Annotated in this window: 10 protein-coding genes; 8 read left to right on the top strand and 2 right to left on the bottom strand. The window is 71.0% G+C overall.

Translation table 11 applies throughout. The features are described 5' to 3' along the window. Positions 1 to 22: 22 nt before the first annotated feature. The 4 genes from ACQP2O_RS09735 (at position 23) to bioD (ending at position 3,588) form a co-directional block, all read left to right on the top strand. On the top strand, positions 23 to 1,189 hold the full coding sequence (locus tag ACQP2O_RS09735; protein ID WP_433181949.1) for an 8-amino-7-oxononanoate synthase: 1,167 nt from the start codon (positions 23 to 25) through the stop codon (positions 1,187 to 1,189). Between the two features lie 15 nt (positions 1,190 to 1,204). Then, entirely contained in the window at positions 1,205 to 1,957 is a 753-nt protein-coding gene (locus tag ACQP2O_RS09730) for a GntR family transcriptional regulator (RefSeq protein ID WP_433181947.1), read from the top strand. A 107-nt stretch (positions 1,958 to 2,064) separates the two neighbouring features. Then, the gene (locus tag ACQP2O_RS09725) at positions 2,065 to 2,727 is read left to right on the top strand and encodes a Uma2 family endonuclease (protein WP_433181945.1); all 663 of its coding nucleotides are present in this window, start codon (positions 2,065 to 2,067) and stop codon (positions 2,725 to 2,727) included. Between the two features lie 123 nt (positions 2,728 to 2,850). After that, positions 2,851 to 3,588, top strand: a complete 738-nt coding sequence (bioD, locus tag ACQP2O_RS09720; protein WP_433181943.1) for a dethiobiotin synthase — start codon at positions 2,851 to 2,853, stop codon at positions 3,586 to 3,588. 72 nt (positions 3,589 to 3,660) lie between these two features. On the opposite strand, the gene ACQP2O_RS09715 is transcribed toward bioD, so the two are convergent. Continuing rightward, positions 3,661 to 5,511 (bottom strand): serine/threonine-protein kinase, encoded by a 1,851-nt coding sequence (locus ACQP2O_RS09715; protein WP_433181942.1) that lies wholly within the window; start codon positions 5,509 to 5,511, stop codon positions 3,661 to 3,663. Positions 5,512 to 5,799: 288 nt separating this feature from the next. Between ACQP2O_RS09715 and ACQP2O_RS09710 the strand changes: the two genes are divergently transcribed. Further along, positions 5,800 to 6,570, top strand: coding sequence for a hypothetical protein (locus tag ACQP2O_RS09710; protein ID WP_433181940.1), 771 nt, complete (start codon positions 5,800 to 5,802; stop codon positions 6,568 to 6,570). Between the two features lie 311 nt (positions 6,571 to 6,881). Here ACQP2O_RS09710 and ACQP2O_RS09705 read toward each other — a convergent pair whose 3' ends face one another. Beyond that, positions 6,882 to 8,822 carry a transglycosylase domain-containing protein gene (locus ACQP2O_RS09705; protein WP_433181938.1) on the bottom strand — a complete coding sequence of 647 codons (1,941 nt, stop codon included), beginning with the start codon at positions 8,820 to 8,822 and terminating at the stop codon, positions 6,882 to 6,884. Between the two features lie 237 nt (positions 8,823 to 9,059). On the opposite strand from ACQP2O_RS09705, the gene ACQP2O_RS09700 reads away from it, so the two are divergent. From ACQP2O_RS09700 to ACQP2O_RS09690, 3 genes are read left to right on the top strand one after another with little or no spacing between them, the layout of a single operon-like run. After that, on the top strand, positions 9,060 to 9,734 hold the full coding sequence (locus ACQP2O_RS09700) for a response regulator (RefSeq protein ID WP_433181936.1): 675 nt from the start codon (positions 9,060 to 9,062) through the stop codon (positions 9,732 to 9,734). Continuing rightward, positions 9,731 to 11,101, top strand: coding sequence for an ATP-binding protein (locus tag ACQP2O_RS09695; RefSeq protein ID WP_433181934.1), 1,371 nt, complete (start codon positions 9,731 to 9,733; stop codon positions 11,099 to 11,101). Before ACQP2O_RS09700 ends, ACQP2O_RS09695 begins: the two co-directional genes overlap by 4 nt. Beyond that, positions 11,098 to 11,781 (top strand): hypothetical protein, encoded by a 684-nt coding sequence (locus ACQP2O_RS09690; RefSeq protein ID WP_433181933.1) that lies wholly within the window; start codon positions 11,098 to 11,100, stop codon positions 11,779 to 11,781. Before ACQP2O_RS09695 ends, ACQP2O_RS09690 begins: the two co-directional genes overlap by 4 nt. The last annotated feature ends 57 nt before the right edge of the window (positions 11,782 to 11,838 follow it).

Below are 11,838 nucleotides of genomic sequence, written 5' to 3'. Positions count from 1 at the left end.
GCGGGGCTGGAATGATTTCCGGGTGGACCCTCTTCTGCGGCTGACGGCCGCGACACGCGAACGCACGGCCGCAGGCCTGCACCGTACGCTCCGTCCCCGCCCGTCCGTGCCCCGGCTCCTCGACCTGGCCTCCAACGACTATCTGGGCCTGTCCGGCGACGCGCGGGTGATCGAGGGGGCCGTCGAGGCCGTACGGACGTGGGGCGCGGGTTCGACCGGGTCCCGGCTGGTCACCGGGACGACGGAGCTGCACGCCGAGCTGGAGCACCGCCTCGCGGAGTTCACCGGCATGCCGTCCGCGCTCGTGTTCTCCTCGGGCTACCTCGCCAACCTCGGGGCCGTCACCGCCCTGCGTCCCCGGGTGATCGTGTCCGACCAGGGCAACCACGCGTCGCTGATCGACGGCTGCCGCCTCTCCCGGGCGGCCGTCACGGTGTCTCCGCACGGAGACGTCGCGGCCGTCGACGCCGCCCTGGCCGGCGCGCGTGACGCGATCGTCGTCACCGACGCGGTGTTCTCCGTGGACGGCGACATCGCGCCGCTCCGGGAACTGCACCAGGTCGTACGGCACCATGGCGCGATCCTCGTGATCGACGAGGCCCACGCACTCGGCGTCGTCGGACCGGACGGCCGCGGCGCCGCGTACGCCGCCGGACTCGCCGGACAGCCCGACGTCGTCCTCACCGCCACCCTGTCCAAGTCGCTCGGCGCGCAGGGCGGCGTGGTCCTCGGCGCCCCGGAGGTCGTCGAGACCCTCGTGGACACCGCGCGGTCCTTCACCTTCGACACCGGGCTGGCTCCGGCGTGCGCCGGCGCGGCCCTTGCCGCCCTCGACGTGCTCGCGAAAGAGCCGGACCGGCCCGAACGCGCCCGCGAACGCGCCCACCGGCTGGCCGGCATCGCGCGGGAACTCGGCCTGGAGACCACGTCCCCGGCCGCCGCCGTCGTCCCAGTGATCATCGGTGACCCCCACGACGCCGTCCGCGCCGCGGAACTGTGCGCCGAGCAAGGGGTGCGAGTCGGCTGCTTCCGGCCACCGTCAGTGCCGGAAGGACGCGCCTGCCTGCGCATTGCCGCCCGCGCCGACCTGAGCGAGGCAGATCTCACAGTAGCCTGCGAGGCCCTGGCTACTGTCAAGGAAGATTCCAGACCGTACCCTGCTCCTAACGCCGGAGCGACGCGGCGATGAACGTTAGGAGAGCGCGTGACGGCTGAACGGGCACCTGAGCTAGGGATCGAACCCCGGGTCCCGAAGTACTACCGGCTGAAGAAGCGCCTCATCGAGCTGACCGAGGCCCTCACCCCCGGTAGCCCCCTGCCGCCCGAACGCAGCCTCGCCGAGAAGTACGGCACCTCCCGCACGACCGTCCGCCAGGCCCTCGCCGAGCTCGTGATCGAAGGACGCCTGCAGCGCATCCAGGGCAAGGGCACGTTCGTCGCCAAGCCGAAGGTCGCCCAGGAACTGCAGCTCGTCAGCTACACCGAGGACATGCGGCACCACGGCCTCCACCCCGAGACCCGCATCCTCGACATCGACTACGTCACCGCCGACGAACGCGTCGCCGGCCTGCTCGGCATCCGCCCCGGCGGCCGCGCCCTGCGCATCCACCGGCTTCGCCTCGCCGACGGCGAGCCCATGTCGATCGACACGTCCCTGCTGCCCGCGCGCCGCTTCCCCGGCCTCCGCAAGGAGCTCCCGCGCCACGGCTCGCTGTACGAGACGCTCGCCACCGCGTACGACGTCCACCTCGCCGAAGCCGAGGAGACGATCGAGACCGTGCTGGCCACCCCCGACGACGCCCAGCTCCTGGGCGTCGACGTCGGCCTGCCGCTGCTCCTGCTGTCCCGGCACGCCTTCGACCTCGACGGCCACCCCGTCGAATGGGCCCAGTCCTTCTACCGCGGCGACCGCTACAAGTTCATCACCCGCCTCCGCCGCCGCGACCAGACTCCCTAGGCTCACCTCCCGACAGCAGGCGCCGGGGAATGTACGGTTCTGGGTACGGACAGTGAGCAGGTTCCCTACGATGACCGGAGCTGATCGTGAGGGAGGAGTCACACAACGTGAGCGCGGTGGCCCATTACTACACGCTCCCGGACACCCCGTACGACCTATGGGTGCGCGGCGAACTGGCCGACTTCCTCCACCTCCCTGACGACGGCACCAGGGTCGAGGTCATCGGAGGGGAAATCGTCGTGTCACCGGGTCCGACCTTTGGCCATAACGGCATCGTGCAGGACATCGCCGACTGCATGGTCGAAGCAAGAATCGCGGATCCGACCTTCCGCTGGCGTTGCGTGCAGGTAACCGACCTGAATCTGAGCGATATCCGCGACGGCTATATTCCGGATCTCATCGTCCTGGACGTCGACATGCATGACGAGGCGCGAAAGGCCGATGTCCGGCACCTTCTTCCAGATCAGGTGAGTCTGGTCGTCGAGGTCACCTCGCGTTCCAACGCCGCCTGTGACCGTCAGCCGGGGCCGAGACGCGGCGCCGCCACCAAGTGGAGCGGCTACGCCCAGGCCGGAATCCCCAATTATCTTCTAGTCGATCGCGACCCCCGTGCCGCACAGACCCTGTTCTTCTCCAATCCGGACCGGAGCAGCGGCATGTACCGGCACCTTCAATCCTGGGAGTTCGGGGAGACCATCCGCCTACCGGATCCATTCGGATTCGCGATCCCCACTGACAAGTGGGAGCCCTGGGACGAGATTCCACGCTGAGGGCGGCGACTCTCCGCCCGCGCCGGTGACCCCTGGGATCGAGCACAGCAGATCCTTGCTCGCCGCTTCGTCGGCCGCAGTGTCGCCGCGGATTCGGTGCCGTGACTGGTTAGAGTCACGAGGGTGAGTGTGCTCGTGGTCACCGGGACGGACACCGGAGTGGGCAAGACGGTCGTCACCGCGGCGGTCGCGGCGTTGGCGCGGGCGCGGGGGGCGTCGGTCGCGGTGGTCAAGCCCGCGCAGACCGGTGCACGGCCCGGCCTGCCGGGGGACCTGGACGAGGTCCGGCGGCTCGCGGGCGTCGGCGACCTGCACGAGTTCGCTCGCTATGCCGACGCGCTGTCTCCGGCCGCGGCCGCCCGGCGGGCCGAGCTGCCGCCCCCTGACCTGGTCGCCGCCGCCGATCGGATCCATGCGCTGGACCGCGACCTGGTCATCGTCGAAGGGGCCGGCGGGTTGCTCGTCCGGTTCGACGATGACGGGGCGACGCTGGCCGACCTCGCGCACTCGCTGCGGGCGCCCGTTCTGGTCGCGGTACGGCCGGGACTGGGCACGCTGAACCACACGGCGCTGACCCTGGAGACGATGGCGAACCACGGCCTCGACCTGGCCGGCGTCGTCATCGGCGCCTGGCCGCACCGGCCCGGCCTGGACGACCTGTGCAACGTCCGGGACCTGGAGACGATCGCCGCCCGTCCGCTGTCCGGGGCGCTGCCCGAGCGGTCGGGGCGGCTCGACGGGCCGGAGTTCCTGCTCGCCGCCCGGGACGGTCTCGCCCCGCATCTCGGTGGCGTCTTCGACGCGGCTGCCTTCCGGGAGGACTGTGCCGCCCGGGCCCGCGCCTGGGATCTCATCCCGTGACCGTCCCTGAATACTGAGTTTCTCGCGGGGATTTTTCGGCAAGCCACAGGAAACGCGAGCCGAACGGGCAGATCAGGTGACGGGTGCCAGTTTGGCCAGCAGCCATTGACCGCCGACACGGTTCATCGTCGCCTGGTAACGGATGGAATGCTTGGTCGGCGACGGCGTTGTCTTCGTCCGCACCTCGGTGCCCACGGCGGCGAGCACGGTGGCCTGCGACGGGCCCGTCGACGCAGTCAGGGCGACGTCGATGGCCGAGACGCTGGTGATGCTCTGCGCGCCGGCGATGGCCGATCTGAGCTGGGCCTGGGACCTGGTCCATTGATCGCGGACTTCGCCGGTAGTGCACTTGGGGACCGCTGCGAGCGTGCTGTCGAGTTGCCGATAGTTGATCGAGTGCAGCGTGCGGATACAAGACTGCGCGGACGTGAGCACCGAGGAGACCTGCCGACCGGGCCAGGAAACGTCGCTGACGTCGGTGGGAGCGGCGGGCAGGAGCGTGATCTGATCGAGCCGCCACTGTCCCTGCCGGCGGACCAGCATGGCCCGGATCTGAGAGCGGTTCGCCGTCGGCGTCTGTCCCGCTCTGGTGATCTGCTGGTTGAGGAAGATCAGGACAGTAGCTCGGGAGCCGCGCGTCGACATCAGTCCGGCGTTGAGCACCGTCGCCGCGCTCACGGCCTTCTGCTCCAGCATCGCCTGACGGGTGGTCGTCATCTCGGAGTCGTACTGCTTCTGCATGCCGCCGGTCATCATGCTTCGGGCCGACCTCACGTCGGCGTCGAGCGTGCGATAGTCGTAGCTCGTGAGGGCCTGTACGTCGACCGAGGCGGCCTTCAGGAGTTCGGTTCCGCCCGTGGGCAGGGCAAGCGAGTCCGCCGAGCCTCTCCCCGGGGCGTACATCCACGCGCCGACCGCAACGGCGCCCAAAACCAGCACGGTGCCCGCCGCTGTGGCGGCGATCAGTACGGTCCGGCGCCCGCGTGCCGGCCGCGGCGCCAGGAGTGGCGGCGGCTGAAGGTACGGCGGCGGTACCGGCCCCGGCGGCAACGGCGCCGCGGGGAGTTGCTCCGGTTCTTTGATGGATTCGTCGGCAGTGGTCGAATCCGGCTGCTCATCGATCAAGGTCAGCAGCAGCTTCTGCGCTGTCGGCCGTTCCTCCGGGTCCTTGGCCAGGCAGCGCTCCAGCACGGGCAGCAACGCGATCGGCACCCCGGAAAGATCGGGTGCCCCCTGGGTGATCCGGTTGATGACGGCCGGAATCGAACCACCCCCGAAGGGTGATCGTCCGGTCGCGGCGAACGCCATCGTCGCAGCCCAGGCGAACACGTCAGAGGCCGGCGTGACCCGTTCCCCTGCGATCTGCTCGGGAGCCATGTAGGCCGGCGTGCCGACCACGCCGCTGGCGGTGGTCGAGTCGGCGCCCGCTTCCAGCACCCGGGCGATACCGAAATCGATCACTCGTGGCCCATCGGGGCCTATGAGGACATTGGCCGGCTTGAAATCACGGTGCACGATCCCTGCCCGGTGGATGGCGGCCAGCGCGGTGGCCGTACCGATCGCCAGCCGGTCCAGCTCCGTACCTTCGCACATGCCCCGCTCAGCCACGAGCTGCTGGAGGGAGGGGCCCGGGACGTACTCACTGACGATGTAGGGCTGGTCCGCCACCACGTCAGCGTCGATCACCTGCGCCGTACAGAACCCCGCGACGCGTTCGATGACCGCCAGTTCACGGGCGAACCGCGACCGCATCGCCTCGTCCTGGTCCAGCTGGGACCGCAGCAGCTTGACCGCCACCTGCCGCCCCTCGGCATCGCGTCCCAGGTAGACGATCCCCTGACCGCCCTCGCCGAGCCTGGCCTCCAGACGGTAGACGCCCAGTTGAGGCGGATCACCCAACTGCAATGGGCGAGGCTTCGCCATCCGTCTCCCATCCCGCCCTCGGAAGCGAGTCAAACATACACTGAGATCTTTTTGGAACCCAAGCGGTAGGCCGCAGAAGCACTGATCGCGTGCACCCACACCCGCCCCGCCGACTTCACACTCAGACCATAAGTAACTACAGATCGTCATGCCACCATTACACTTAAGCCCCAGCAGTTCACTCCCTCCCCGAACCAGAACCGCTCCCCCCGACCTGTCAGGGAACCGCGCGGCCTCGGAACACGTCTGACTTCCGGGGACGCGCCACGCACTGAGGAGCGATCACCGATGAAGGCCATGGTCGTGGTGGCATGCGCCGGAGCCGTCCTGATGGCGGCCGGCTGTACCGGACGTTCGGAGGCCAAGCTCGATCCCTCGTCGACTCCGGCGCCGTCTTCGGCGCCCGTGACGCTGGGCCGGGGGCTGATCCTGCGGACGAGCACCAGCGGGGGCTTCGCCGGGCTCGGCGGGCCGGGGAGCCTGCCGGACTTCTCGCTGTACGGCGACGGGCGGGCGATCGTCGGATCCGGCCCGCTGACGGAGTACCGGCTGACGCCCCAGGCGCTGCGCACGCTCGTGGCAGCGGCTCAGGAGGCCGGGCTCGCCACACCGCGGACGGTGGCGAGTCCACGCATGGCGGATGCCATGTACAAGGTCATCACCTTCGTCGTCGACGGGCGGCCCGCGCGTACGAAGGTCGTGCAGCCGGTCACCGACGCCAAAACGGCGGCGTTCCTGGCCCGGCTCGATCCGGCCAGGTGGCCGCAGGGCGACCTGGCGGCCTCGCCGCGCCCGTACCGCCCGGCCAAGGTCGCGGCGCTGGCGGTCCCCGGGGCCGCGGCCGGGGCGCGGAGCTGGCCGTTCACCGCTCCCCTCGGCTCGGGGACCCGGGTGGGCACGAGGATCTGCACCCTGCTCACGGGTGCGGACGCCCGTACGGCCGCACGGCTGTCCTCGCCGGCCCGCCGGTGGAGCGACTGGGAGGACCACGGCCGGCCCTACCGGGTGCAGTTCCGGCCACTCCTTCCCGACGAGGCCGGCTGCTCCGCCCTCGCCTAGACAGGACCCTAGGCGGCCGGCCCCGCCCGAAGGCGGGGCCGGCCGCTGCCAGGTCGTTCGGGCCTTACGGCCAGCCGATGTCGTTGCGGGTCATCGCGCACCTCCTCTCGTCACCACGCACACCTGGTCGCTCGATCGCTTGCGGTGTGGCGATGGCTTAAGGATCCTGCGAGGTCAGGGCCTTGATCAACAACTGTCTCGGCAACGCAGTGATGAGCGCTGGGTTCACAATCCCGGCCGGCGCACCGCCGTCGAGACCTCGGATCCGTGCCCGGGAGGACGAAACGGACGGCATCAACGCGGCCAGGCCCTCAGGGCGACGGTGTTCCGACGGGTGAGCGGGCCTTCTTGGCCGCCTGTTTCTGCTTGCGCACGTCCGGCGGCACGAAGGGCCGCGTCGGCGTGGGCGCGACCCCTGCGGGGATCCCCGTGGACGGCTGCACGGCGGGCGACGACACGGTCGGCGTGGGGGTCGGGCTGGGTGTCACGAACCGGCGGGTCTTCCCGACCCAGGCGGGCGCCGGGAACGCTTCGCCGGGATTGGCGACGACGGCGGCCGTCATGAACGCCTGCCAGATCGCGGCCGGTTTGCTCGCGGTCTCGCGCAGGGGCGCGTCGCCGCGATTGATCAACGGAAGGTTGCTGGCGCGGTACGTGACCACGGCGGTGGCGACGCTCGGCGTGTAGCCGCAGTACCAGGCCGCGGCGTTGTGGTCCGTCGTGCCGATCTTGCCGGCCGTCGGCTGTTCGAGCAGGACGGGTTGCGGGTCGCTCTTCTTCGGATCGGTGGGTCGCCCGTCGCCTGCGATCTTGGCGCCGATCCGCAGGGCGAAGGTGACGTCCGCCGCCGCGCCCGCCGAGATCGCCCGGCGGACCTGGGGCCGTACGGTCAGCAGCGCCTTCCCGGAGGAGTCCGCGACGCGGGAGATGATGTGCGGCGCGGCGTACCGGCCGTCGACCAGGGCCGCGTACGCCGCGGCCTCGTCGACGGCGTGCACCCGGGGCGGCGAGGACCGTGCCGGGAGACCGACGCGGCCCGCCGCGGACGCTCCGGTCCGGGCGCCGAGCCGCGCGAACGCCGTGTTGTACGAGCGGCCGAGGGCCTGCAGGAGGTCCGTCGCGCCGGCCTTGTCATCGTCGTCGTTGAGGACGCCCTTCAGCTGCGAGGCGTCGACGGTGCTGCGCAGCCCGATGCCGTTCTCCAGCGCCGTGGCCAGGACGAAGGGGAAGAACGACGACCCGGAGGGCAGGTCGGCGAGGAACGCGTTGTCGTACTGGTGCTTGAGATAGTCCCGCCCGCCGTACGCCGCGAGGATGTCGCCGGTGCCGGGCCGTACCGAGACGAGCCCGGCCTCCAGGTCCTTGTCCTTGCCGAGCGCCCCGGCCACCGCGCGCGGCGCCTCCGCCTGCATCGTGGGGTCGAGGGTCGTGGTCACCCGCAGGCCGCGCCGGTAGATCTGGTCGTCGTCGAAGCCGCGGGCGTGCAGTTCGCTGGTGATCCGCTCGATGAGGTAGCCGCGCTGCCCGCCGTACAGCGGGTCGCTGTGGGCGGCCGCGACCTTCGGGAACGCCGGTCGCGGTCCCTTCGGCAGCACGCCCGTGGTCATCATGCCGTCGATGACGTACCGCCAGCGGGCCTGCGTCTGGGCGGTGTGTCCGAGCGCCGGGTCGAGGTACGACGGCGCCTGGATCATCCCGGCCAGCAGCGCGCTCTCGGCGGGCGTGAGCGCGCCGACGTCCTTGCGGAAGTACGCCTGCGCGGCCGCCTGCACCCCGTACGCCCCGCGCCCGAAGTAGACGGTGTTGAGGTACTGCTCGAGGATCCAGTCCTTGGATCGGGACCGGTTCAGCTTGACCGCGATGAACAGCTCTTTGACCTTGCGGGTGAGGGTCTGGCGCGGGTCCAGGTACGCGACCTTGACGTACTGCTGGGCGATGCCGGATCCGCCCTGGCGTGCTCCGCCGGACACCGCGGCCCACACCGCGCGGCCCATGCCGACCGGCGAGACGACCGGGTCGCGGTAGAAGCCGCGCTGCTCGGCGGCGAGCACGGCGCCGCGCAGGTGCGCCGGCACGGCGCGCAGCGGCACGGCGACGCGGTTGAGCCGCCCGACCTGGGCGAGCTGAGTGCCGTCCCGGTAGTAGAGGATGCTGGCCTCCGCCCGCGCCGCGGCGCTGACCGGGGGCACCTTGACCTGCGTGTACATCACGCCGACGGCGACCCCGAGGATGAGCAGGAGACCCCCGAACACGTATCCGGTCCGCCGGACCAGGCGCCACCTGCGGCCCTTGCGCGGGATGAGACTGCGTAGCCCCAGCACCGCATACCGGAGCCACCGGTTCCGTTCGCGTCTTCGCCTTCCCACCATGTCTGACAACCCTGGACACGGAAGATCATCAAGCTGTCGGGGTGCCGTCTCACTTCCCGGAAAATGTCTTGATTCCGTGACAGGAGCACGCCGCCGGGCCGGTCGCTCGATAATGTGCGCGTGGTAGCGATCTTGCTCGTCGAGGACGATCCGTCGGTTCGTACGGGTCTGGAACTGGCTCTGAGCCGTCAGGGGCACTCGGTCACCGCCCGGACGACGGGTGAGGAGGCACTGGATTACGCACGGGCGCGCCGCCCGGAGATCGTGGTGCTGGACGTCATGCTGCCCGGGCTCGACGGGGTGGAGGTGTGCCGTCGCCTCCGCAAGGCGGACCAGATCCCGATCATCCTGCTGACCGCGCGCGGGGAGAGCCTGGACGTGGTGGTCGGGTTGGAGGCGGGCGCCGACGACTACGTGGTCAAGCCGGTCGAGCCCGCCGTGCTGGACGCGCGGATCCGCGCGGTCCTGCGCCGCGCGGAGAACAGTCCGATGATCCGGTCCACGTTCGGCGACCTGGTCATCGACCGGGCGGCGCTGCGCGTCACGAAGGCCGGCGTGGACGTGCACCTCACCCCGACCGAACTACGGCTGCTGCTGGAGCTGACCCGTCAAGCCGGGCAGGCGCTGACCCGCGGGCACCTGCTGCGGGAGGTGTGGGACCACGGCTACGCCGGGGACTCGCGGCTGGTGGACGCCTGCGTGCAGCGACTGCGCGCCAAGATCGAGCCGGACTCTGCCGCGCCGACGCTGATCCAGACGGTGCGAGGCTTCGGCTACCGATTCGCGGCACCGTGATCAGCGGACTGCGCGGGCGCCTGTTCGTCGCGTTCGTCGCCGCCTGTCTCGCCTCGACCACGCTCGTGGCCGGCATCGGGTACGTCTTCGTCCGCCGGGCCGTCCTGCAGCGTGCCCAGGACGCCGTCCTCATCGACACGCGGGAGACCCTCGCCCACAACGTGCCCGGCGATCTGACCGCTCCGGTGCCGGAGAAGACCCTGCGGGACGTGGCCGCCGCGTTGGTCCGCCCCGACCGGTACGTCGTCGTGACCGACGGGACGACGGTGATCCCCACGGGCGAGTTCGGCCTGGACGACGTGCCCGCCGGCCTGGCGGCCCACGTGACCAAGGGGCTGTACTTCCAGCGCGTCGTCCTCCGCGGGACACCGTGGCTGGTCGTCGGCACGCGCGTGCAGGGCCGCGACGGCGGGCCCCTGCCGCTGACCGTCGTCGTGTTCTCCTCGCTAGAGAAGGAGAACGCCGACCTGCACCGTATCCAGAGCGCGCTGACGCGCGCGGGGGCGCTGACGATCGTCCTGGCCGTGGTGCTCGCGGCACTGCTCGGGCGCAGCGTCCTGCGGCCCCTGCGCCGGCTGGCCCGGGCCGCCCGGTCGCTCGGCGCGGGAGACCTGGGCGTCCGTGTCCGCGTACGCGGCCGCGACGAGCTGGCCGACGTCGCGCGCATCTTCAACGAGAGCGCGGCCTCCCTCGAGGACACCGTGCGCGAGCTGCGCCGCCTCGAGGCGACCGCACGCCGGTTCGCGGCCGACGTCTCGCACGAGCTGCGCACCCCGATCGCCGCGATGACCGCGGTCACCGGCCTGCTCGAGGAGGACACGGCACGGCTCCCGTCCGACACCGGCACGGCGGCCCGGCTGGTCGCCGACCAGACCCGCCGCCTGGGCGCCCTCGTGGAGGACCTCCTCGAGATCAGCCGGATGGACGCCGGAACCGCCGACCTCACCATCGACGACGTGCCGCTCGCCGAGCTCGTCCGCGAGTGCGTCACCACACGCGGCTGGAGCGACCAGGTCGTCATCGAGATCCCATCCGGCCTGCGCGTACGGCTCGACCCCCGGCGGTTCGACGTGATCATCGCGAACCTCGTGGCCAACGCGCTGCGACACGGCGCCCCGCCCGTCCGCATCACCGGCCGGCCCGGACTGGAGGTACGCGTGATCGACCACGGCCCCGGCATCCCCGAGGACGTGCTGCCGTACGTCTTCGACCGTTTCTTCAAGGCGGACCCGGCACGGCCGGCGGGCAAGGGCACCGGGCTCGGCCTGTCGATCGCCCAGGCCAACGCCGCCCTGCACGGCGGCACCATCGAGGCCGCGAACGCGCCGACCGGCGGCGCGGTGTTCATCGTCCGGATCCCGGCATGACCCGGGGTCTGCGAGCGGTCGCGCTGGGAGCGGCGCTGTGCGCGCTGGCCGGCTGCGGAGTACGCCCGACCGGCGTGGTGAACGCCGGAGAGGCTCCCAAGGCGACCGCCACCTCGCTGCCGCACGCGCAGGTGTACTTCCTGCTGGACGGCAGGCCGACGCCCGTGACGCGGACGGTGGCCCCCTGGGACACTCAGGCGGTGTTCGACGCACTCCTCGCCGGCCCGACCGCCCAGGAACGCGGCCGCGGCCTGCGCACGGAGCTGACGCCGGACATGACCATCCGCGTGATCGGATCGAGGGCCGTGTTCATCGAGTCCACGGCCTTCACGAAGCAGGCGATGCCCGGGTACTTCCAGGTCTATTGCACGGCGCTCCTCCTGCCCGGCGCGCCGATCGTGAGGATTCCCGGAGAGCCGGGCCAGCTCCAGGCGGACCTGAAGCAGAAGCTCGCGGCCGGGGCGAACATATGCCCTGGGGCGGACCCGCCATCGGGGGCGAACGGCCTGCCGCCCGTCGCGGGCGAGACGCCGACGCCGACGCCGGACTGGCCCTTCGCGAAGGAGACACCGGGGGCGGCCGACTCCGCCCGCGTGAAGCAGCCGCCCCCCGTCATCGGCTCTGATGGCCCTCCCGTCAAAACGCCGCGGCCTCGCGTGAAACCGAGCCGGTCGGGTTAGTGCGAGGTTCCCGGCGTTACCGTTTCGTTATTAATAGGCGTCATGCCGATATCAGAA

The sequence above is a fragment of the Actinoallomurus sp. CA-150999 genome (genome assembly GCF_050942425.1).
Lineage (GTDB): Bacteria > Actinomycetota > Actinomycetes > Streptosporangiales > Streptosporangiaceae > Actinoallomurus.
Note: the sequence above shows the minus strand (reverse complement) of the source record. Positions and strands in the feature narration are given on the sequence as shown.

Bases quoted from the DNA above. Each gene is read 5' to 3' on its own strand.
- ACQP2O_RS09710 (WP_433181940.1), top strand. From the start codon at position 5,800: ATGAAGGCCATGGTCGTGGTGGCATGCGCCGGAGCCGTCCTGATGGCG.
- ACQP2O_RS09690 (WP_433181933.1), top strand. From the start codon at position 11,098: ATGACCCGGGGTCTGCGAGCGGTCGCGCTGGGAGCGGCGCTGTGCGCG.
- ACQP2O_RS09715 (WP_433181942.1), bottom strand. From the start codon at position 5,511: ATGGCGAAGCCTCGCCCATTGCAGTTGGGTGATCCGCCTCAACTGGGC.